Source organism: Neobacillus sp. PS3-12 (genome assembly GCF_030915385.1).
Classification (GTDB): domain Bacteria; phylum Bacillota; class Bacilli; order Bacillales; family Cytobacillaceae; genus JAEVLT01.
Genome location: NZ_CP133268.1, coordinates 1,783,094 through 1,804,232, shown reverse-complemented (window position 1 = coordinate 1,804,232; position 21,139 = coordinate 1,783,094). Strand labels below are relative to the sequence as shown.

General features: G+C 41.3%; 23 protein-coding genes and 1 pseudogene. All 24 read left to right on the top strand.

The genetic code is table 11. The features are described from left to right. Window positions 1–256: 256 nt before the first annotated feature. On the top strand, window positions 257–1,396 hold the full coding sequence (locus RCG17_RS09315; RefSeq protein ID WP_308174894.1) for a sensor histidine kinase: 1,140 nt from the start codon (window positions 257–259) through the stop codon (window positions 1,394–1,396). A gap of 85 nt (window positions 1,397–1,481) precedes the next feature. Continuing rightward, window positions 1,482–2,174, top strand: a complete 693-nt coding sequence (locus tag RCG17_RS09310; protein WP_308174893.1) for a response regulator transcription factor — start codon at window positions 1,482–1,484, stop codon at window positions 2,172–2,174. A 104-nt stretch (window positions 2,175–2,278) separates the two neighbouring features. Continuing rightward, window positions 2,279–3,124 carry a DegV family protein gene (locus RCG17_RS09305; RefSeq protein ID WP_308174892.1) on the top strand — a complete coding sequence of 282 codons (846 nt, stop codon included), beginning with the start codon at window positions 2,279–2,281 and terminating at the stop codon, window positions 3,122–3,124. Window positions 3,125–3,382: 258 nt separating this feature from the next. Next, on the top strand, window positions 3,383–4,345 hold the full coding sequence (locus tag RCG17_RS09300) for a nuclease-related domain-containing protein (protein ID WP_308175804.1): 963 nt from the start codon (window positions 3,383–3,385) through the stop codon (window positions 4,343–4,345). Then, complete coding sequence (locus RCG17_RS09295; protein WP_308174891.1) at window positions 4,346–5,839, top strand: ATP-dependent helicase ComFA; 1,494 nt, start codon at window positions 4,346–4,348, stop codon at window positions 5,837–5,839. A gap of 241 nt (window positions 5,840–6,080) precedes the next feature. Then, window positions 6,081–6,665, top strand: a complete 585-nt coding sequence (locus tag RCG17_RS09290) for a ComF family protein (RefSeq protein ID WP_374120909.1) — start codon at window positions 6,081–6,083, stop codon at window positions 6,663–6,665. Between the two features lie 61 nt (window positions 6,666–6,726). Next, complete coding sequence (locus RCG17_RS09285; protein ID WP_308174889.1) at window positions 6,727–7,002, top strand: hypothetical protein; 276 nt, start codon at window positions 6,727–6,729, stop codon at window positions 7,000–7,002. A 117-nt stretch (window positions 7,003–7,119) separates the two neighbouring features. Further along, window positions 7,120–7,593: a hypothetical protein gene (locus RCG17_RS09280; RefSeq protein WP_308174888.1), complete on the top strand. Its 474-nt coding sequence runs from the start codon at window positions 7,120–7,122 to the stop codon at window positions 7,591–7,593. Then, window positions 7,574–8,149: a DUF6609 family protein gene (locus RCG17_RS09275; protein WP_308174887.1), complete on the top strand. Its 576-nt coding sequence runs from the start codon at window positions 7,574–7,576 to the stop codon at window positions 8,147–8,149. The genes RCG17_RS09280 and RCG17_RS09275 overlap by 20 nt, the downstream gene beginning before the upstream one ends. 183 nt (window positions 8,150–8,332) lie before the next feature. Continuing rightward, complete coding sequence (locus tag RCG17_RS09270; RefSeq protein ID WP_308174886.1) at window positions 8,333–8,731, top strand: TIGR03826 family flagellar region protein; 399 nt, start codon at window positions 8,333–8,335, stop codon at window positions 8,729–8,731. Window positions 8,732–8,788: 57 nt separating this feature from the next. Continuing rightward, window positions 8,789–9,052: a flagellar biosynthesis anti-sigma factor FlgM gene (flgM, locus tag RCG17_RS09265; RefSeq protein ID WP_308174885.1), complete on the top strand. Its 264-nt coding sequence runs from the start codon at window positions 8,789–8,791 to the stop codon at window positions 9,050–9,052. A gap of 11 nt (window positions 9,053–9,063) precedes the next feature. Then, entirely contained in the window at window positions 9,064–9,534 is a 471-nt protein-coding gene (locus RCG17_RS09260; protein ID WP_308174884.1) for a flagellar protein FlgN, read from the top strand. Window positions 9,535–9,550: 16 nt separating this feature from the next. Then, complete coding sequence (gene flgK / locus RCG17_RS09255; RefSeq protein WP_308174883.1) at window positions 9,551–11,101, top strand: flagellar hook-associated protein FlgK; 1,551 nt, start codon at window positions 9,551–9,553, stop codon at window positions 11,099–11,101. A gap of 9 nt (window positions 11,102–11,110) precedes the next feature. Next, a complete protein-coding gene (flgL, locus tag RCG17_RS09250) occupies window positions 11,111–12,001 on the top strand; it encodes a flagellar hook-associated protein FlgL (protein ID WP_308174882.1) in 891 nt (296 codons plus the stop codon). A 48-nt stretch (window positions 12,002–12,049) separates the two neighbouring features. Next, window positions 12,050–12,604 carry a DUF6470 family protein gene (locus RCG17_RS09245; protein WP_308174881.1) on the top strand — a complete coding sequence of 185 codons (555 nt, stop codon included), beginning with the start codon at window positions 12,050–12,052 and terminating at the stop codon, window positions 12,602–12,604. A gap of 15 nt (window positions 12,605–12,619) precedes the next feature. Then, window positions 12,620–13,044 (top strand): annotated as a pseudogene (fliW, locus tag RCG17_RS09240) (flagellar assembly protein FliW). A 5-nt stretch (window positions 13,045–13,049) separates the two neighbouring features. Further along, window positions 13,050–13,268: a carbon storage regulator CsrA gene (csrA, locus tag RCG17_RS09235; RefSeq protein WP_308174880.1), complete on the top strand. Its 219-nt coding sequence runs from the start codon at window positions 13,050–13,052 to the stop codon at window positions 13,266–13,268. A 251-nt stretch (window positions 13,269–13,519) separates the two neighbouring features. Next, complete coding sequence (locus RCG17_RS09230; protein WP_308174879.1) at window positions 13,520–15,088, top strand: flagellin N-terminal helical domain-containing protein; 1,569 nt, start codon at window positions 13,520–13,522, stop codon at window positions 15,086–15,088. Window positions 15,089–15,336: 248 nt separating this feature from the next. Continuing rightward, window positions 15,337–16,479, top strand: coding sequence for an acyl-CoA dehydrogenase family protein (locus tag RCG17_RS09225; RefSeq protein ID WP_308174878.1), 1,143 nt, complete (start codon window positions 15,337–15,339; stop codon window positions 16,477–16,479). A gap of 99 nt (window positions 16,480–16,578) precedes the next feature. Further along, a complete protein-coding gene (locus RCG17_RS09220) occupies window positions 16,579–18,831 on the top strand; it encodes a coiled-coil domain-containing protein (RefSeq protein ID WP_308174877.1) in 2,253 nt (750 codons plus the stop codon). Then, window positions 18,828–19,118, top strand: coding sequence for an EscU/YscU/HrcU family type III secretion system export apparatus switch protein (locus tag RCG17_RS09215; RefSeq protein ID WP_308174876.1), 291 nt, complete (start codon window positions 18,828–18,830; stop codon window positions 19,116–19,118). Before RCG17_RS09220 ends, RCG17_RS09215 begins: the two co-directional genes overlap by 4 nt. Window positions 19,119–19,173: 55 nt before the next feature. Beyond that, window positions 19,174–19,596 (top strand): flagellar export chaperone FliS, encoded by a 423-nt coding sequence (fliS, locus tag RCG17_RS09210; RefSeq protein ID WP_308175803.1) that lies wholly within the window; start codon window positions 19,174–19,176, stop codon window positions 19,594–19,596. A 16-nt stretch (window positions 19,597–19,612) separates the two neighbouring features. Then, a complete protein-coding gene (locus RCG17_RS09205; protein WP_308174875.1) occupies window positions 19,613–20,560 on the top strand; it encodes a flagellin N-terminal helical domain-containing protein in 948 nt (315 codons plus the stop codon). A gap of 109 nt (window positions 20,561–20,669) precedes the next feature. Next, window positions 20,670–21,107 carry a YaaR family protein gene (locus RCG17_RS09200; RefSeq protein WP_308174874.1) on the top strand — a complete coding sequence of 146 codons (438 nt, stop codon included), beginning with the start codon at window positions 20,670–20,672 and terminating at the stop codon, window positions 21,105–21,107. Window positions 21,108–21,139: the final 32 nt, after the last annotated feature.

Sequence of the window (21,139 nt, the reverse complement as noted above, 5' to 3'; positions counted from 1 at the left end):
CTTTCTGAAACGTTGTCATGTTATAATGAAACAAGTTATTACTAACATCAAAGCGGGATAAAAGTCATGTCAATTTGCATGAGTTTCCGACCTTTGACTGATTTTTCAAAAAAATAATGTGTTTTCAACTAGATATAATTGGTACAAAATCATAAAAAACGTTAAAATATGGGAAACGATATTTTTATAGTAAATGATTCCCTATTTTTGTAAAATACGGTGCTTATCGAGAGAGCTCATGCCTGGAGGGATAGCTATGAAAATCATGAAATTCGATACGAAGGCACTCGATGACATTATTAGCAGAATGATTAATACCGTGGGATCGAGTAAGGATGAAATCTTTCAAATCGGTGAGCAGTGCCGCAACGATTTTGAAGATTTGTCTGAGGAATTGAAAAATGTGAAGCAAATGGTTTTAAAGGTTATTGATGAAGGTGATATTCTAGAAAAGAAGGCAAGGCAGGCACGCAATCGTCTTTCTGAGGTTAGTATGAATTTCAATAAATACTCAGAGGAAGAGGTTCGTGAAGCATATGAAAAAGCGCACCAGCTGCAAATGGAACTGTCCATTAACCGCCAGCTTGAGAAACAGCTGAGAGATCGCAGGGATGACCTCGATCGTCGGATAGGCGGGCTGCATGAAACCATAGAACGAGCAGATCATCTCGTTTCACAGATCTCCGTTGTGCAGAATTATTTGATGAGCGATATTAAGCAAATGGGCGAAGTCTTAGAAGACGCTAAAGCCAAGCAAGACTTTGGCTTAAAAATTATTGAAGCCCAAGAAGACGAGCGCAAACGGTTATCAAGAGAAATTCACGATGGCCCTGCGCAAATGATAGCCAACGTCATTATGCGTTCCGATCTGATTGAACGTGTCTATCGTGATCAGGGAGGTCCAGCAGCGATCCAAGAGGTAAAAAGTTTCAAGAAAATGGTCCGTTCAGCACTTTACGAGGTTCGGCGCATCATCTATGACTTGCGACCAATGGCTCTAGATGACCTGGGCTTAGTGCCTACCCTCAGAAAATACCTACAAACAATCGAAGAATATCATAATAGCGCTAAAATTGAATTTGCCAATTTAGGCTTAGAGCTTCGACTTCCACCGAAATACGAGGTTGCCGTGTTCCGACTAATCCAGGAGGCGGTCCAGAACGCTTTAAAGCATTCAAAAGCAAGTGACATTTTAGTAAGACTTGAAATGACAAAGTCAAAAATTGGGGTTTTAATCAAAGATAATGGTGAAGGGTTTGATGTAAAAAAAGCATGCCCGAAATCATTTGGTTTGCTTGGGATGCGTGAGCGGGTCGAGCTGCTTGAAGGCGATCTCACAATTGAATCAAAAATTGGAAAAGGCACCTTGGTCTATATTCACGTACCACTACCATAATAAAATGATAAGGGAAGCGCCAAAGGGCTTGACCGTCAAGCTCTTTAGGCTAAAAGCAGGAGAATGCCAAAGGGAGGCGAATCACATGACTACAAAAATTGCAATTATTGATGATCATCAGCTTTTTAGAGAAGGCGTAAAACGGATCCTTGAATTTGAAAAAACATTCCAAGTTGTGGCTGAAGGTGATGACGGAAGCGAAGCATTAAAAATCGTGGAAGAAACTCAGCCAGACGTTGTCATAATGGATATCAATATGCCAAATGTAAATGGTGTGGAGGCTACTAAAGAACTTATCGAGAATTATCCCGATGCCAAGGTCATTATTTTATCGATTCATGATGATGAAAACTATGTCATGCATGCCCTACAAACAGGTGCAAGTGGGTATTTATTGAAGGAAATGGATGCAGATGCACTAATTGAAGCCGTTCGCGTCGTTGCTGAGGGCGGATCCTATTTACATCCAAAGGTAACCCACAGCTTAGTCAACGAATACAGAAGATTGACTGCAAATCCAAGCGGAGGAAGCGGCGTATATTCCAATTTACATACCATCGAAATTCGTCGGCCATTACACTTGTTGACTCGCCGTGAATGCGAAGTTCTACAAATGCTGGCAGATGGTAAAAGTAACCGCGGAATCGGTGAAGCTTTATTCATTAGTGAAAAAACAGTTAAAAACCATGTAAGTAATATTTTGCAAAAAATGAATGTGAATGACCGGACTCAAGCTGTTGTTGTGGCGATTAAAAATGGCTGGGTAGAAGTTCGTTAAGAGAACAGGGAGTTGAAAGCAGCAAATGGGTGCGCACGTCGGAAATTCGGCGTGCGCTTTTCTTTTTTTTCATATAAAATAAAAGAAAAAATAAGGATGATTGAATGAGAACTGCTATTGTAACGGATAGTACCGCATATATCCCACTGGAAGTGCGCAAGAAATGGAATATTCATATGGTCCCATTGCAAGTCATTTTTAAAGACGAGGCCTACGAAGAAGAGGTTGATATAAGCGCAAGTGAATTTTATGAAAAAATAAAGCATAGTGAGCTGCCGACAACTTCCCAGCCGCCGATTGGCAAATTCGTCGAGCTGTTCGAACGCTTGGCAGGTGAAGGATATGAGGCCGTCATCAGTATCCATTTAACGAGCGGTGCCAGTGGAACTTATCAAGGTGCTGTTGCTGCTGGGGGAATGGTAGAAGGAATTAAAGTCTATGCCTTTGATACAGAAATTAGCTGCATGGCTCAAGGCTTCTATGTTCTGGATGCAGCAGAAATGGCGATGCGGGGCGAGGAGCCTGCTGCCATTTTGGCTAGATTAGAAGATTTGAAGACGACGGCTGATGCCTATTTTATGGCGGATGATTTATCACACTTTGTACGCGGCGGCCGCTTGTCCAGTACCCAGGCTTTTTTTGGCAGCTTGCTCCAGGTTAAGCCATTGCTTCATTTTGAAAATAAAGTCATTGTTCCGGCGGAAAAAATCCGCACCCGCAAAAAAGCCTTGAAGCGAATTGCAGAATTGCTTGGGGAAGCGATTAGCGGCAAGTCGGAGCCATATCGTGCTGTGGTGATCCACGCTAATCGCGAGGCAGAGGCACTCGAGTGGAAATCGGAGCTTGAAGCGATGTACCCGAGCGTTGAATTTTCGATCAGCTATTTTGGCGCTGTGATTGGAACACATATTGGCGAAGGCGGAATGGGCATGGGGTGGATGAAGAAATAAGAAGAGAAGCTAGTTGCCTGGGTGGGGCAGCTGGCTTTTTTTGCTTTGCTCGGGTTTTTCGCGTTTGGCGAAATAATCCCAAAGTTTGGCGAAATAAACTAAATTTCGGCGAAATAATAGCCCAAATCAGCGAAATAAACTTAAAAATCGGCGAAATAAAATTTAAACCTCCAAATTTATTAAAATATAAAAGGGATTTTATCATTATATCTAGAACATTATTAAGCAAAGATTCAAGGAGGGATGATTTTTTTGATAATGCTAAAACGTTCATACCCGCTACGTGCTTTATCCGCCAAAAAATTGCTGCGGAGAATCCCGCCCTATCATGCCATACGCCAACCGATTGAAGATTTGTTTCATCGAGAGGATGCAGGCTACTGGGGAGAGAAGGCCCTCGATTACTACCTCAGTTTTTTATCGGATGATGAGTACTACATTTTTCAGCATATCCGCTTAAAGTACAAAAAATGGACATTCCAGATCGACTTTCTGCTCCTCACCACCAAATTTGCCCTCATTATTGAAGCAAAAAACTATACCGCTACCCTCAAATTTGAAAGCCAATTCAGCCAGCTTATCCAAACCCAAAATGACAAAGAAAAAAGTTATGATGACCCCATTGAACAAGTTAAAAGGCAGCAATCCCTTCTAACCAAATGGTTAAAAAAATACACCACTATTAACCTACCCATCCATCACCTCGTGGTCATAAGCAATCCTAATGCTATATTAAAAACAGATCCAGATAATAAAGAAGTTTTAAAAAAGGTATGCAAGCCATACAAACTTTTGGATAAAATCAACCAACTTGAAATTGCCCATCAAAAAGAAATGGTAACTGTGCAAGAGCTTCGAAAAACCAGCAAGATTCTTCGCAGGCACCATACACCTGAAGAATTCAATATCCTCGAACATTTTAAAATATCAATTGAAGAAATTCCTACCGGGGTGATTTGTGATAAATGCGGTGCACTCCCCATGAAATATCAAAAAGGAAAATGGTTTTGCCAATCCTGCCAAACTTATTCAAAAACGGTTTATATCGAGAGTTTGGACGATTATTTTTATCTCATCAAAGCTTCCATTACCAGTTCAGAATTTAGAAGGTTTCTCCACATCCCAACAAAAGACATCGCCCAAAAATACCTAAAAAAGCTCAACCTCCCCCACACCGGCAATACCAAAGCCCGAGTCTACCACCGAAAGGATTTGACCTAAATGCGCTTCATTGCCCAGGAAGACAAGCTAATTCCCGTAAAGACCAAAACCGAAAACACCCTTCCTCTTGGAAAAATCAACTCCATTCCCGACCCGCCACTCCATCCTTCGTTCCGATTCAATCCTGCACTCCAAGAGTTTCTCACAGGTAAACAACTTCTCGTCGATGAACTTCCTTTTTCGCTTAATGAAATCCAAAATCATTATGAGCATGGGCACCTGACGTATCGAAAAGCGATTATTTATATAGGAAGAAAGCCGACCTGTGTCAGGTGCGGCAACAAGGATCTGTCGTGGTTTGCATCGTTTCCGTGCGCTCGCTGCGGCGAAACCTGCTTGTATTGCCGCAAATGCCTCATGATGGGACGAGTCAGTTCTTGTGCGCTGCTTCTTGGCTGGAAGGGACCGCCACCGTCAACCACATTATCCGATCAGCCCCTGGCATGGAGCGGCACCCTTTCCGCAGGACAAAAGACCGCCTCGGACCAGGTGGTAGAGGCGGTTCAGCAAAACAAAGAACTACTTGTCTGGGCTGTGTGCGGTGCGGGCAAAACCGAAGTTCTTTTTCAAGGAATCAACACTGCACTCAAGGCAGGGAAACGTGTGTGCATCGCCACGCCGAGAACAGATGTGGTATTGGAATTAACGCCCCGCTTGAAAGCTGCATTCCCAGAAATCAAGGTCGCTTCCCTTTATGGTGGCAGTGAAGACCGCCACCTCCACGCCCCGCTGACCATTGCGACCACCCACCAGCTACTCCGCTTTTACCAAGCCTTTGACACGGTGATCCTCGATGAAGTTGATGCTTTTCCTTATACCGTCGAAGCGTCACTCCAATATGCTGCAGCCCAGGCGCGAAAACCAACCTCAGCGATGATCTATCTTACCGCCACGCCAAATGAAAAATGGCAGCGAGAATGCCAGCAAGGGAAACGGAACTATACCACGATTCCCGCCCGCTTCCACCGCCATCCACTTCCCGTGCCTGAATTCGCCTGGTGCGGCAATTGGCAGAAGCTGCTCCGTAATGACAAACTGCCAGCCAATATCCTCCGTTGGATCCAAACACGCCTTCAAGCAGGCAAGCAAGCCCTGATCTTTTTTCCACACATCCCTCTAATGGAAAAAACACTGCCTATCCTACGTGAATTCGAACCCAAAATAGCGGCTGTCCATGCCGAGGATCCTGAACGAAAAGAGAAAGTGCAGCAAATGCGCAATAAAGAACTAGCCTTGCTATTAACCACAACCATCCTTGAACGCGGTGTTACCTTTCCCAATATCGATGTCGCTGTTATCGGAGCAGAAGAACCCATTTTTACAGAAAGTGCCCTCGTCCAAATTGCTGGTCGGGCTGGACGCAGTGCCGATCATCCAACTGGAAATGTGACTTTTTTTCATTATGGAAAAACCAACGCCATGCTCAAAGCGCAAAAGCAAATTGTTTCGATGAATCGAGAGGGTGTGGAAAGAGGGTTGATTGATGTAGAATGATCGATTTTTGCAAGTATTTGAACCATTTTTTAGGGGCTATGAACCAAATTAGATAAACCATGAACCATTTTGATTTGTGTATGTTCTTTTTTCCATTTTTTAGTAGAGGTGATAATTCATGGTTTTATTTTCACAACCCCATTGCCTCCTTTGCCACGAGCCCATTATGCCAACCATTAGCTGGACTACCTTGTTTTCACCAGAAAAAGAACAGCTACTGTGTTCGACGTGTGAGGGCCGATTGGAGACGGTCAGTGGCGAATGCTGCAGGATGTGCTGTCGCCCCTTTTCTCAGATGGATGAGCAATTCCGTCATGGGGACCTATGCAATGATTGTGTCCGCTGGGAAGCTGATTCTGAGTGGCAGGGCTACCTCGATCAGAACGTCTCGCTTTTTCAATACAATAATTTTTTAAAAGAGGTAATCGCCCGCTTTAAATTCCGCGGAGATTACGTCATTGCTAAAGCATTTGCCGAGCAAATTAAGTCAGAACTGGCAAAACTCGAATACGACTTCCTTGTTCCGATTCCTCTGAGCGAGGAACGGTTATACGAACGCGGCTTCAATCAGGCTGAGGCTTTGCTGACTATTGCAGGATATACACCGACACCTCTCCTCACACGGATCCACTCCGAAAAACAATCAAAAAAATCAAGGAATGAGCGAATTCATGTGCGGCAAGTTTTCCAAGTTTCAGAGAGTGTGAGTGGAAAAATCCTATTAATCGACGATATTTATACAACCGGTTCCACCCTCAGGCATGCGGCGAAAATTCTTAAAGAAGCAGGAGCCGAGAGAATTCAATCCATCACACTTGCTCGCTAGATAATAAAGGAAATTATATGGTGAAATTATGAGGAGAATTCATTTGAGGGAGGTTGTTCAAATGGATGTTGGTGTTAATAAAGCTGAAGAAAAATTACAAAGATTAAGTGCCGACCCAGAGGCAAGAAGGGAATACAAGCGTAGAGCAAAAGCCCTTTCAGATGAACGCAGCAGACTAGAAGATGCAAAAGAAGAAGGGATACAAAAAGGATTCGAGACTGGTATCTTAAATGTAGTCAAAAAACTTATTGAAAGTGGAATGTCCCTTGAAGATGCAGCAAAATTCACGCCTTACTCTACTCAGCAATTAAGTAAAATGCTAAAAATAAATGATTAATAAGCAGTCCATCAGATTATTTCTGATGTTTTTTTTGTTTTATTTAAATACAAAATTTCCTAAAAATAGTATATAATCTTAAAGTGATAGATAAATAAAACAACAAGGGGGAAAAGTATGCAGTTTTTGATTTTTGCTTGCAGTGTGGGGATGATTTTTCTCATAAACCATCAGACGAAAGTAATGGAAAAATCAAACATGCCAAAACGCCTTCTAAGGCTGCTTCAATTTGTAAAGTTTGCTCCAATCCTCGCCTTTTTGGTCCTGATGGTGTTAGTGTTTACCACCTTCCATACCAAAGAGGGAATCCGCTTATCCCATGCCTGGTATGTTGCACAATTTTGGGCCTATACGGCATTTTTGTACTGCTCTTTTGCGATAACAAAAAACAAGGTTACCCTGATTCCAATGCTTGTTTCACTAGTTATTGCCATCTATAACACTCCTTTATTTCATTATGAAAAACTATTCATCGGCCGCTATGTAATTGTTTCTGATATATTCGGTGTATTAATGTTCATTGCGATGTGGATCGCCACGACCAAGATAACAAATAGGATGGAGGTAACAAATGAGTCGTTTACTAACTAAATTGGTTTATGTGGAAGGAGAAAAACTGCAATTCTTAAACAAACGAACCTGCGGTATCTGGCTGATTTGGATCTCGATTGTGATTTTGTTAAGCACCATTTTTGGAGGAGAACAACAAATCCAGCAGACGATCTTTTATATTGGTTACTTCGGAGGCTTGTGGCTAACCGTAGGTAACAAATGGCTGATGCGTAAATTATCCTATGGTAGACCATCCAATTTCCAAAAAAGAATGTCCTTTGCCTCGATCATCATTATGTTTGTGTTATTGGTGTTCATCGGCGGACCTTATTACGGAGTACATAACTATCGGATGATTTGGCTTGGTGCTTTCCTAGCAATCGGACTTCATTTCTTCCCTTTTGCCATCGTTCATGGCAAATCCATGATTGTTCTCGGTGTATTGGTATCAATCAATGCTTTGCTCGGCATGCAAACTCCATCGATTCCGTTCTTTGTGATCGCCTATATCGATGTCATCGTTAAGGTGATTGTCGGACTACTTCTATTATTCTCACAAAATCCTATAGCAATGGAAGAGTCTTTGCCCACTTAATTTAGTGGGTTTTTTTATATTCAGCAACAATCCATAAAGTTATAATATAAAGAAAAAGGTTTATTTCGCCGATTTTGGAGATTATTTCGCCAAAAATAAAATGATTTCGCCGAATCGGACGATAATTTCGCCGAAAATAAAATTATTTCGCCAAACGCAAAATACATAGGAGGGGAACCCCTGATGGAACTTATAAACTGCCCAAACTGTAATGCGATTTTTGAAAAAAATAAATTTCGTGATGTTTGTCCAAAATGCTGGAAAAAAGAAGAGCAAGACTTTCAGACAGTCAATAACTTTATGCGGAAACGGGTTAATCGTGTGGCAACCATCGAGCAAATTGTTGACCAAACAGGTGTGAGTGAAGAATTGATCCTAAAATTTATTAAAAAAGGTCGGCTCCAGCCGAGCATGTTTCCAAACCTAGGATATCCATGTGACCGCTGCGGCAGGTTTATCCAAAAGGGAAAACTTTGTGGAGAATGCTCAAAAGAACTACAAGAAGACCTCGAAACCTTCCATAAAGAAGAACAACGCAAAAAGGAAAGCGAGAAAAGAACCTATTTGTATAAAAAAAATTAAAAAAGAGCCGATAATAGGTATAGAACAAGGTTCGAGGATGGAAAGTGAGGTATACCTATGAAAATTAATCCACTGGGATCACAGGGAATTAACCCTTATATGCGGCAAATGAACAAGCAGGATCAAGCCAATACAATGGCCAGAAAAGCGGCAGACAAAGTAGAAATTTCATCTGCCGCCAAAGAAATGCAGCAGGAATCACAAATTACGAATGAACGCGATGAAAAAGTCAACGAGCTCAAAATCCAGGTCGAAAATGGCACCTATAAAGTCGATCCAAAAGCCGTTGCGAAGAGCATCGTTAATTTTTATAAAAAATAAGGGGTTCGATCATGTCGGCTGAAAAATTAATTTCCACGATGGAAAAGCTGTTAAAACTTCATAAAAGTCTTTATGAAATTTCCCAAAAAAAGACGGAAATCGTTAAAATTGGCGACATCGAAGCTCTGAATCAAATACTCAAGGACGAGCAGGCCCATCTAACGGCCATCAACTTATTAGAAAATGAACGGCAGAAGGTCACCTCATCGCTGGTACCAAGGACGGAAAAGCCAACGATCGAGGACTGCCTTGCTGTGGCGGATGAAAGCTCCCACAACAAACTCGACCGCTTAAGGTCTGAATTGAAAAATACAATTTCCGAAATTCAACAGCGGAATGAGTTAAACCAGCAGATGCTCTTTCAATCCCTGCAGTTTGTCAATTTGTCCTTAAATTTAATCGCCCCACAGCCCGAAGATTACAACTATGGCCAGCAGGTAGGACAAGCAGCCACACCGGGACTGCTGAATTTAAAAGCATAACAATGGAGGAATCTCAATGGCTTCAACCTTTATGGGATTAGAAATCGCGCGCCGTGCCATGGCGACCCAGCAGAGCGCTTTATATGTAACGGGGCAAAACGTTTCCAATGCCAATACGCCAGGGTATACGCGGCAGCGGGTTAATTTTCAGCAAACCGAGCCATATCCAAGCGTTGGTATCAATGCGCCGAGTATCCCCGGACAAATGGGAACAGGCGTCGAAGCAGGTTCGATCACACGATCACGTGAATCATTTCTCGATGTCCAGTATCGCACTGAAAATAGTAAACTTGGATACTGGCAATCTCGATCCGATTCGCTGAGCAAAATGGAAAGCATCATGAATGAAACGACCGGCTCTGGTTTATCAAATGCAATGGACCAATTTTGGTCTTCCCTGCAGGACTTAGCCAGCGATGCAACCAACTCTGGCTCACGCTCCGTTGTCCGTCAGCGCGGTGAAGCAGTGGCCGACACGTTTAATTATCTATCAAACTCACTTTCGACCGTCCAAAAAGATCAAAAGGACCAACTTGATGTTACCGTCAAACAAGCTAATTCCCTGCTTGATCAATTAAAGAATGTCAATCAGCAGATTGGGGCAGTAGAACCAAACGGTTATCTGCCAAATGATTTGTACGATGAGCGTGATCGGCTGCTCGATGAATTATCCTCCGTCGTCAACATTAAGGTCGATTACCAAAAATCCGGTGGAAACGCAAACCCCAATGCTGAAGGCCAATTATCAATTAAAATGATCAATGATGATGGCTCGGAACTGGGCGTCCTTCTGGGCCCGGCAGGCACAAACAACCTAACGGTCAATTATGATGGAGCAGACCAATCCGTTAAAACAATTTCAATCGGTGGCCAACCTATTGATTTTTCAAAAATGAACTCAAGTGGTCAGCTCAAATCATTAATCGAATCCTATGGATATGACAGCAACGGACAAGCGAAGGGTACCTATACCGATATGAGAAATGAACTCGATAATCTCGCTTACACCTTTGCTACGGAATTTAACAAGGTGCATGAAGCGGGCTTGAGTCCAAACGAAATCACCAACAACCAAGCAGAAGATATTCCGTTTTTTGCTGATAATGTCAACGGAGACATTACCGATAAAAAAGGCTTTGCAAGCCGAATCGGGCTTTCGCAAAAAATCCAGGATAGCCTTGATAACATTGCTACGGCAAGCGGATCAGATCCATCCGTCGCAACGAAAGGTGACTCCAGCAATGCAACTGCACTAGCAAAAGTGATCAAAACAAGCTTTAATTATGGTTCCGACAGCCAGGAAGCAGACTTTCAAGGCTATCTCCAAAATGTCATAAGCGGCATGGGGGTACAATCGCAAGAAGCAACGCGAATGACCACCAACAGTACGACACTCCAGGCATCAGTTGATCAAAAACGCCAATCCGTCAGTTCAGTTTCACTTGATGAAGAAATGACCAACATGATCCAATATCAGCATGCATACAATGCTGCAGCCCGAATGATTACCCTGCAAGATGAACTGCTCGATAAAATTATTAACGGTATGGGTACCGGTGGAAGATAGGTGAAATAAATGCGCGTCACACAATCGATGATCTCGGCAAATTCACTGAGGAACATCTCTAACAGCTACCAAAAGATGGGGCAATACCAGGACCAGTTATCGACAGGTAAAAAAATTACAAAGCCATCTGATGATCCAGTTGCCGCAATGAAAGGGATGGCTTACAGTTCTGATTTGGCGTCAGTTGACCAATATAAACGGAATGTGTCCGAACTTCATACATGGATGGATAATAGCGAGTCGGGTATGAATCAGGCGAACAGTGCGTTGCAGCGAATTCGTGAACTTGTGGTCCAGAGCCAGGATAGTGCTCTTACCGACGTAGACCGTAAGGCACTTGCGGATGAAGTAGGGCAGATGCAGCAGGATTTAGTGAAAACCGCCAACACCCAGGTAGCCGGAAAATATATATTCCATGGCAACGATGTGATGAATCCTACTGTGCCTGTTGAGAATCCACCAACAGTTGCCACAAATTTAGATTCACCTTCAATAGACAATTACAGCATTGAAGTGTCCGATGGAGTTCAGCTAAAAGCCAATGTGAATCCAGCAAATGTGTTCAGTCAGGAATTATTTAATGTTGTTGGCGATATCCAAACGTCTTTGCAGAATAGTGGTTCCACCAATATGGACAGCCTGCTGACAAGGCTTGATAATGTCATGGATAACATGTCTGCTGAACATTCCGAACTGGGAGCCCGATCCAATCGTTTGGACATGGTGGAAAGCCGGCTTGACCAGCAAGAAGTTACAGCAACACAAGTCTTGTCGGATAACGAGGATGTTGATATGGAAAAAGTAATTATGGATTTAACGAACCAAGAAAGTGTCCATCGGGCAGCATTAAGTGTTGGTTCCAGAATCATGCAGCCATCATTATTGGACTTTCTCAAATAAAAGCTATTCTACCGAGAATAGCTTTTTTTATTAGAAGGGAGTGGTACGATGAACTTCCCACAGATTACGATGCATTCCACATATGGCCAAATCGAAATCAACACGCAAAATGCCAGTTTAACAATCGAACAACCGCCAGCTGATTTAAGCATTGAACAGCCTAAAGCAGAAATGACCATTAATCGGATTCCATCAAGGCTGACAATTGACCAGTCAAAAGCACGTGCGGATGTTGATTTAAAAAGTGCTCGGCAAAGAATAGAAGATGCGGCGCAGCAAGGACAGCAAAGTGTCGCACAGGGAATCGCTCGCCGAGCTCAAGAGGGCGAGGAACTGATGAAGATTGAAAATGGCGGAAATCCGATTGCGCAGCAAGCCAAACAGCATAACTTGATTCCAGAACAAGAATTTGGCCTTGGCTGGGTTCCATCTTATGGCAGTGTGGAAATTGACTATGACCCTAGTCAGTTGAATATCAATTGGACCATCCACAAGCCGATCATCAACAGCCAAAGTCATAAACCAATTATTAATTATTATTCAGGCAAAGTAAATATAAGTATGAAGCAATACCCGTCATTAAACATTGATATTTCATTATAAAGGAATGGTGTAAGCATGATTCAGACAAAATATCATGGTGAAATTGAAATTAATACTGGAGAGATCCTTCATTTTGAAAAAGGAATTCCCGTTTTTTAGACGAAAAGGAGTTTGTGCTTTTGCCATTGTCGGATGACCAAACATTTTCGATCATGCAATCGGTAAATACCCCTTATGTAGCATTCGTGATTTCAAGTCCGTTTAACTTTTTTAAGGACTATGAATTTAAGCTTGAAGATGCAGTTTTGGAGGAACTTGAAATAAAAGCTGAGAAAGATGTGATGGTGTTTTCTATCCTTTCAGTTGGGGATCCTTTTGAAACAACAACTGCCAACTTGCAAGCACCAGTTATTGTTAATAGATCAAACCATCAATCAAAGCAAGTGATTCTAAATGACCAACGCTATAATACAAAGCATTTTATCATTCAGAAAGGGTGATTTCCATGTTAGTGCTAACCCGCAAAAATGGTGAAACAATCAAAATTGGTGACGACATCGAAATCACCATCATTTCAGCGAAGAATGACCAAGTAAAGATCGGGATTAAAGCTCCGAAAAATATAGAGGTTTTTCGCAAAGAACTTTATGAACAAATCCAATCTGAAAACCAAGAAGCTTCTAAGGATATATCAGGATTGCTAAATTTCTTTAAAAAAGAGTAAAAAATTACATAGTACTATTAAACTATTCCTGTTTGATGACGATAAAAAAACTGTAAGAGAAAATAAGGGCGGCCGACCTGATTTGACTCTAACGAATGTGCATTAATCATATATCGTCAGTTGTGTGTTTCAGCATTGCGAGGTAACAAGGTATGCTGAAATGCAACAAATCTTGTTAGTAGGCTCATAGAGCTTAACTATAAATAATGGACAAGGATGTCCTAAAAACAAATTCAGGGAGGAAACAAATCATGATTATTAATCACAACTTACCAGGCATGAATGCAATTCGTAACATGAATGCCAACTCTGCAGCAGCTTCTAAATCAATGCAAAAACTTTCTTCAGGTCTAGCTATCAATAGTGCAGCAGATAATGCAGCAGGATTAGCAATTTCCGAAAAAATGAGAGGTCAAATCAGAGGACTTGACCAAGCTTCTGCTAATGCTCAGGATGGCATTTCTTTAACTCAGACAGCTGAAGGTGCCTTGAATGAAACAACATCAATTCTTCAAAGAATGAGAGAATTGGCTGTTCAATCATCAAATGATACTGCAACTGATGCCGATAGAGGTCAAATGCAATTAGAAACTAAACAACTTTCAACTGAAATAGACAGAATAGCCAATACTACTCAGTTCAACACAAAAAATCTATTGAATGGTAATTTGTCAACTGGAACAGTAGCTCAAGGAACTGTTGCTAACACAGTAGCATTAAAATCAGGTGGTTCCCTTATTTCAGGTACTGGTTCTACAACTACTTTACAATCATTAGCTGATGCTAATGGAAATAATTTTGGACTAAAAGGTGGAGACGTTGTAAATCTAAGTGGATTGAAGAATGGCTCTGCAATTTCAGGTTCATTTACTGTTGCAGGTAACACCACTACATCTGCTGATGTAAGTGATGGAGGTGGTAATATTAACGCAAATATCGCTAATACTGACACACTTTCATTTTCTTATAATGGTCAAACTTATACAACAGGCACATTAGCTGCAGCCACTGGTGGTACTACTACTATGGCTACTGTAGCTACAGATATTGCAGCAAAAATGAATGCCGCAGCGGGTTCTGGAGCCGATATTACAGTTACTAATTCAGGAGGCAAATTAGTTTTTGCTTCAGCTTCAGGAAAAGATGTTCAGGCTACTGGTTCAACTAATGCTGGATTGAATACAGGATTAACTGTTGGTGAAACAAATGGTACGACAACTCATTTGAGTGATTTGTTAACAGCTGTAAATAATATGACAGGTGGAACTTCTGCAATAAATGCAGCTGGTCAAATTGTTGTTACTGGTGCTAATGGAACTGCAAATAGTTTATCAGATATAAAGCTAAATGTAGCTAACAGGGATTTATTTAATAACCAATTAAGTTCATTAAAAGAAACACAGGCAGCACAAGATACTCATACTGATTCATCATTAAACTTGCAAATTGGAGCTAATGAAGGTCAAACTATGAAAGTTGATATAAACAACATGGGTGTACAAGCATTATCATTAAGTTCAGTAGATGTTTCAACTCAACAAGGTGCTGAAACAGCAACAACAGTGGTAGATAATGCTATACAGAAAGTTTCAACAGAGAGAGCAAAACTTGGTGCTTTCCAAAACAGATTAGAACATACAATAGCTAATTTAGGAACATCGAGTGAAAACTTAACAGCTTCTGAATCAAGAATCAGAGACGTTGATATGGCTAAAGAAATGGCAACATTCTCTAAGAACAATATTCTTGCTCAAGCTGCTCAAGCTATGATAGCTCAAGCCAACCAACAACCACAACAGGTTCTTCAATTATTGCGTTAATTGATAAACTTTTATTAGTAATACAAAGGAGTCAGGGTGAAAATCACTCTGGCTCTTTTTCATTATAGACGTACATGTATAAACAAAAAATAAATAAATTCACTAAGTTATGCCCATCCAAAACAGCGTGTTATAATCAAAGAGGAATTCAATTGTTTTGAAAATGTATCACCTATTGATTAATAGAGGATTAATAGCTTAGTAATCCGACTATACAAATAAGCTTAGTTAAAGAAGGGGAACAATTAATGTCTGCTCCAATAGATGCAAGAAAACTTATACTCTCAAAACTACATGAACTAACCCCAGTTTTCCAAAAACGCGAACCCGAATTAGATCAACTGAACTCTTTCCCATATAAAAACATCGAAGACCTAAAAGCAATCGGTTATACCACCCTAACCCTACCAAAAGAATTCGGCGGTGAAGGAATGACTTTAACGGATTTTCTTCTCTTCCAAGAACAAATCGCCAAGGGATGCGGCTCCACAGCATTGTCAATTGGCTGGCATATGGGAACGATACTAGAATTCGCCGAACACCATCACTGGAATATCGATCTGATCCCACTTTTGACTGAAGCATTTTTAGATGGTGCCTTGATCAATTCAGCTGCCAGTGAACGAAATGCCGGCAGTCCCCTTCGCGGTGCCAAACCTAGAACAACCGCTGTCTTATCGGAAGACAAGCAATCCTACATTATTACAGGTGAAAAAATATTCACTTCAGCATCACCTGTACTCGATTACTTTTTCGTAACGGCAACCTTAGAGGATGGACAGGTTGCGAATTTCCTTGTTCCAAGAAATCTAGAAGGGGTTTCAATCCGTGAAACATGGGATAGTGTAGCATTGCGCGGAACAGCTAGTCATGACCTCGTTCTTGATCATGTAGAAGTTTCTGTTAACTACTTAAATGAATACTCAACGACAGAAAGTAAATTACGTCGTAAAGGCTGGCTGCTTCATATTCCTGCCTGTTATCTTGGAATTGCTGGTGCGGCCCGTGACTATGCAGTTAAATTTGCCGCAACCTATGTGCCGACAAGTCTCGATAAACCGATTGGTACCTTGCCAAATATGCAGCAGCAAATCGGTGAAATGGAATTAAAATTAATTTCTTCCCGAGAGTTTATGTATTCAATTGCCAAACAATATGAAGAAAATCAAGACAAGGATTTTAAAGTTGAAATGGCGGCAGTTAAAACGTTTGTGACGAATAATGCGATGGAAATTGTTGATCTTGCAATGAGGATTGTTGGTGCAAGAAGCTTGTCACAGCAAAATCCGCTTCATCGCTATTATCAAAACGTCCGCGCTGGACTTCATAATCCGCCGATGGATGATATTACATTTAAAATGCTTGCTGAAAATGCATTAAACGAAGATTAAATAGGTGGTGCTTTTTGCACCATCCATTTTTTTCTATTAGAAAGTTTAAAAATAAAGCCGATACATATAGTAGATAACCTTGTACGGAGTGTGCTTAGAATGGAAGTTAATAATCGCAGTCAAATCAGTAATTATATGGGGCAGGATTTTGCCGCTAGCGCCATCAAAATTGGTGATATTAATTCAATGGTAATAAAAGAGAGGACAGGAAACAACGAAGCGAAGGTATCGATTAAAGGCCAGGAATTAACTGTGTCTTTTGAAGGGGCAATGCCATCTGAGGACAGGGGCCTCGTTCAAGTGACGGGCCAAAACGATAATGGGCAGTTTACTGTAAAGACTCTAGCAAACTCAAAATCTTCATCCGCTTCGCAATCAGTCGATGATTTGCTCAGAAAGTCTGGCTTTGATCCAAACACGAATCCGGAGTTAAAAGAGGCTACCAACCTAATCATTTCACGCGGGGGAACAGTTTCCAAGGACACGCTGACAAATATTCAAGACTTTTTAAAAAATGATGCGGGAACCTTTCCAGAAAAGCTTGAAACAATCAAAATCATGCAGCTAAAGAATTTGGAGTTTACCCAAATACAGCTACATGCTGTTAATACTGCACTTAACGGAACATCCTTAACCGAAACACTCATGAACCTTACTAGTGGTTCTTTAGATTTACCACAGACAACCAATAGTTCATCGAACGGAACTGGCTCCGAGTCGATTCAAAAATTAATAGAGTCCCTTGATCCGGTAAAAGATACACAGACTATTGTTGATATAAAAAAGGCACTGCAAATTCAGAAAGCGGGTATTGATCGAATCCTTCAAGAACTGCCTGAATCTGACCTTAAAGAAGCCATTCGGAATGAAACTGATCTAGGTAAAATCGTTCAGATCTTAAAGAGACAACAGCTGTCGCAAAATGTTGAAGCAGCTATCCAAGATGCTTTAAAACTTGAGAAAATTGGTGCCGCTCGCCTTGAGGATTCATTAAAGGGGATAGCGAATGGCAATACTGCCGATGAACCAATGCAGGCTGCTATAAAGTTACTTCAAAAAGAACCCTCTCTGGAAAAAGTTTTGGAGGGAATGAAAAAATTACTAGATACTACCAGCGAGTTAAGTGGACTTCAATCTGCCCTGGAAAAAGCAACCCAGCTTTACGGACAGGGTAGGGAGTTGGCTGCTCGAAAGGAACTCTCAGCAGCGGTCCAGCAGCTCCAAGATAGCAACCCGCATTCAGAAGATTCCAGCCTCACTAAAGCAGAACAATATTATATTAACGAGGCTGTACAATCCCTCAAGCTGGACTCAAAAAATGTATTAGTCACGCAAATTACCAAAAAGCTGTCACAGCTGGCGATTGATTTTAAACAAACACGTCAGGAAATCAGCCGTAATTTGGATGCTTCATCAAGGCTAATGGATGCAAAAAATGCGGTTCCTGCGAAACAAATGCTCGAAGCGACAATTAGTAAACTCGATCAAACGATTTTAAAAGGCAACTTCTTGCTTTACACTGACATGTCAACGGAGAAAAAACTATTAACCGCAAGTTCGCGACTTACGGAAGCCAAGAATCTTTTAACCAAAGGAAATATCACTGAGGCCAACCGAATTGCCAAAGAAGTAAAAAATGATGTAGATGGGCTTATTTTTAAGCCTTCCGATTCTAGAGTAAAGCACATGATTTCTGATCAGGAATTACTTACACCAAAGTCGATGATAGAAAAAGCAGTCAGCACTAACGCTAGTGCTAGAGATATTTTTGAAACGATCAAGAAACTCGGATTGACACATGAAATTGATTCAGCAAATGCACTTATTAAAAAAGAGGAAGCGCCTTCCAATTTAAAGTCAGTACTGCTGCAGATGCTTGATGGACAGTCAAACACAAAGACTGAACAGGCCTTGTCAACCATTACCGGGCAGCAACTCCTTAATAAACCAGACAGTTCCAGCGTGCAAAACCTGTTTATGCAATTGCCGATTCTCTTAAACAAGCAGGTTGAGAATGTAAAGGTTTATGTGAATTCGCAAAAAAAAGGCGAAAAAATCGATTGGGAAAACTGCAATTTAACCTTTTTACTAGAAACGAAAAAGCTCGGTGCCGTCGGAATTTCGATTTCCGCTGTCAATCGCAATCTATCGATTACCTTAAAAAATAATCTCGATGACCTTCAATCGAAGGTCCAACCATTAACCGAGGTTACGAAAGATCACTTACAAGAAATCGGTTATCAGGTAGGTGCTATTCAATTCAAGCCATTATCGGAAAAACAAACAAATGAGGAAAAGGCTGTACCAATGAGGGCTGCTTTTACAGAGAAGGGATATGATTTCACGATATGAACAACTATTTTTTCAATGCGAAAAAGCGGAAAGAAATCAATGGGCCCTCCGCGGCAGTCATTAAATATGAAAACGGGAAGGTTCCAACCGTTGTTGCCCAAGGCTCCGGTTATGTTGCCCAGAAGATTATTGAGGCAGCCAAGCAAAACCATATTCTTCTTCAGGAAGATTCAGCTCTGATTGAAAACCTGCTGCAAATAGATTTAGGCGACTCCGTTCCGCCCCAATTATATGAGGTGATTGCAGAAATCTTTGTTTTGCTTGAAAAAATCGAGTCAGACTATTAATTTTTTCCAAACAACAGCCGATAAAAATAATAGTGAAATGAACGGAGGCGTAATGATGGATCTCCTCTCAGAAGAAATGTTATATCAAAAAAGTTCTCAGGAGTTGACGGCTCTTTTATACGAAGGGCTCATCATGAACTTGGAAGAAGCAATTGAATGCATCAAAACCAAAAACTTTATGGATACAAACAAGAAAATTCAAAAAGCAAATGACATCTTGGAGCGTTTAGGTGTTGGGCTCAAGTACGAAGCAGGTCCAATCGCCGAGCAATTGGACACTTTGTATAACTATATGGCAAACCTGCTCATTGAGGCGAATCTTCGAAAAGATCCACAAATTATTCAAAATGTGTTGAAACTGGTTCAACCCATTGCTGAGGCATGGAATGAAATTTTAAAGAAACAAGTACATACGCAGTCAAATGTGACGAAAAAAGTGTTAGCCTATGAAAACAATATCATGAGGAAAAATTTTTAAATAAGGGGTTTTATTGATGCGAATTAATCATAATATTGCAGCCTTAAATGCATATCGAAATCTGGAAATTAACAATGAAAATACATCTAAAAGTTTAGAAAAATTGTCTTCTGGCTTACGGATCAACCGTGCTGCCGATGATGCTGCCGGACTTGCCATTTCTGAAAAAATGAGGTCGCAAATTCGTGGCCTGGATATGGCTGGGCGCAATGCGTTGGATGGTGTTTCCGTCGTGCAGACGGCAGATGGGGCTCTAAACTCGACTCAGGAAATCTTACAGCGGATGCGCGAGCTTTCCGTACAGTCGGCGAGCGATTCCAATACGGATACAGACCGACAAGAAATTCAAAAAGAGGTTAACCAGCTTACGTCAGAGATTAATCGGATTGCCAATACAACGGAGTTCAACACTGGTAAACTGTTGGATGGCAGCAAGCAAGGCGCTAATGCCCTTAATTTTCAAATCGGAGCAAATGCTGGGCAAACCGTTTCGCTTGAAATCGGTGATATGAGTGCCACTGCGTTAGCAGTCAGCTCTAATACTGGAAGTCCTACGGCAGGAAATACCATTACCTTATCTGATGGCACGACGCAGGCAACAGTTTGGTATACAACAACTGCGGGTGCAGATAATGGCTTGGCACCAGGGACTCCTCAGAATGCCCTTGATGTCACTAGCAACCAGAAGGCGCAGGCAGCGATCACGGTTATTGATGATGCCATTCAGCGTGTTTCATCTGAGCGCGCCCACCTTGGTGCCGTGCAAAACCGTTTGGAGTATACTGTTGACAACTTGAAAACCATGAATGAAAACGTAACTTCCTCAGAATCACGAATCAGGGATGTCGACATGGCTGAGGAAATGACAAACTTTACGAAAAATAATATCTTAAACCAAGCGGCTCAAGCGATGCTTTCACAAGCAAATCAGTTGCCGCAAGGCGTGCTGCAATTATTAAAATAACTTTAACAAGAGGGGGGGAACCTCTCCTTTTTCACATTTATGACTCTACTAGTAATACAAAGAATAATTTATAATGGTAAATAGAGTACTTTTGTAAGGGTGTGAAAGAATGGAAGTACAACGAATAAATAAGACTTCGCTAACGAAAGTGGGGGCGAAGGAAGATGTCGCAAAAGATTCGATTGCTTTCCAAGAGATCATGGGGAAAAAGCGATCAGATGTGACATTGGAACGGTTAAATCAAAAGATGCAGGAGATTGAGAGTCAAGGCAATAAATTGGCTGACTCCAGAACGGTTGAAAACCTGCGTAAATATAAAAAGCTTGTAAAAGATTTCATGGATGACGCAGTGAAAAACGGCCTGGAGCTTCAAGAAAAACGAGGCTTTAGCCACCGGGGATCATCCAAAGTCTACAAGCTTGTAAAAGAAGTCGATAAAAAACTGATTGATCTAACGAATGCTGTTCTGGATAAGGAAAATAAAGGCCTGGATATCCTCGGCATGGTTGGAGAAATCAAAGGAATGTTAATAAATATTTATACCTAGAACACAGTCAAGGTACTGTGTTTAACTTTTTT

What these genes read in the sequence shown, in the direction of transcription:
- RCG17_RS09315 (WP_308174894.1), top strand. Translation starts at nt 257, where the DNA reads ATGAAAATCATGAAATTCGATACGAAGGCACTCGATGACATTATTAGC.
- RCG17_RS09310 (WP_308174893.1), top strand. Translation starts at nt 1,482, where the DNA reads ATGACTACAAAAATTGCAATTATTGATGATCATCAGCTTTTTAGAGAA.
- RCG17_RS09305 (WP_308174892.1), top strand. Translation starts at nt 2,279, where the DNA reads ATGAGAACTGCTATTGTAACGGATAGTACCGCATATATCCCACTGGAA.
- RCG17_RS09300 (WP_308175804.1), top strand. Translation starts at nt 3,383, where the DNA reads ATGCTAAAACGTTCATACCCGCTACGTGCTTTATCCGCCAAAAAATTG.
- RCG17_RS09295 (WP_308174891.1), top strand. Translation starts at nt 4,346, where the DNA reads ATGCGCTTCATTGCCCAGGAAGACAAGCTAATTCCCGTAAAGACCAAA.
- RCG17_RS09285 (WP_308174889.1), top strand. Translation starts at nt 6,727, where the DNA reads ATGGATGTTGGTGTTAATAAAGCTGAAGAAAAATTACAAAGATTAAGT.
- RCG17_RS09280 (WP_308174888.1), top strand. Translation starts at nt 7,120, where the DNA reads ATGCAGTTTTTGATTTTTGCTTGCAGTGTGGGGATGATTTTTCTCATA.
- RCG17_RS09275 (WP_308174887.1), top strand. Translation starts at nt 7,574, where the DNA reads ATGAGTCGTTTACTAACTAAATTGGTTTATGTGGAAGGAGAAAAACTG.
- RCG17_RS09270 (WP_308174886.1), top strand. Translation starts at nt 8,333, where the DNA reads ATGGAACTTATAAACTGCCCAAACTGTAATGCGATTTTTGAAAAAAAT.
- flgM (WP_308174885.1), top strand. Translation starts at nt 8,789, where the DNA reads ATGAAAATTAATCCACTGGGATCACAGGGAATTAACCCTTATATGCGG.
- RCG17_RS09260 (WP_308174884.1), top strand. Translation starts at nt 9,064, where the DNA reads ATGTCGGCTGAAAAATTAATTTCCACGATGGAAAAGCTGTTAAAACTT.
- flgK (WP_308174883.1), top strand. Translation starts at nt 9,551, where the DNA reads ATGGCTTCAACCTTTATGGGATTAGAAATCGCGCGCCGTGCCATGGCG.
- flgL (WP_308174882.1), top strand. Translation starts at nt 11,111, where the DNA reads ATGCGCGTCACACAATCGATGATCTCGGCAAATTCACTGAGGAACATC.
- RCG17_RS09245 (WP_308174881.1), top strand. Translation starts at nt 12,050, where the DNA reads ATGAACTTCCCACAGATTACGATGCATTCCACATATGGCCAAATCGAA.
- csrA (WP_308174880.1), top strand. Translation starts at nt 13,050, where the DNA reads ATGTTAGTGCTAACCCGCAAAAATGGTGAAACAATCAAAATTGGTGAC.
- RCG17_RS09230 (WP_308174879.1), top strand. Translation starts at nt 13,520, where the DNA reads ATGATTATTAATCACAACTTACCAGGCATGAATGCAATTCGTAACATG.
- RCG17_RS09225 (WP_308174878.1), top strand. Translation starts at nt 15,337, where the DNA reads ATGTCTGCTCCAATAGATGCAAGAAAACTTATACTCTCAAAACTACAT.
- RCG17_RS09220 (WP_308174877.1), top strand. Translation starts at nt 16,579, where the DNA reads ATGGAAGTTAATAATCGCAGTCAAATCAGTAATTATATGGGGCAGGAT.
- RCG17_RS09215 (WP_308174876.1), top strand. Translation starts at nt 18,828, where the DNA reads ATGAACAACTATTTTTTCAATGCGAAAAAGCGGAAAGAAATCAATGGG.
- fliS (WP_308175803.1), top strand. Translation starts at nt 19,174, where the DNA reads ATGGATCTCCTCTCAGAAGAAATGTTATATCAAAAAAGTTCTCAGGAG.
- RCG17_RS09205 (WP_308174875.1), top strand. Translation starts at nt 19,613, where the DNA reads ATGCGAATTAATCATAATATTGCAGCCTTAAATGCATATCGAAATCTG.
- RCG17_RS09200 (WP_308174874.1), top strand. Translation starts at nt 20,670, where the DNA reads ATGGAAGTACAACGAATAAATAAGACTTCGCTAACGAAAGTGGGGGCG.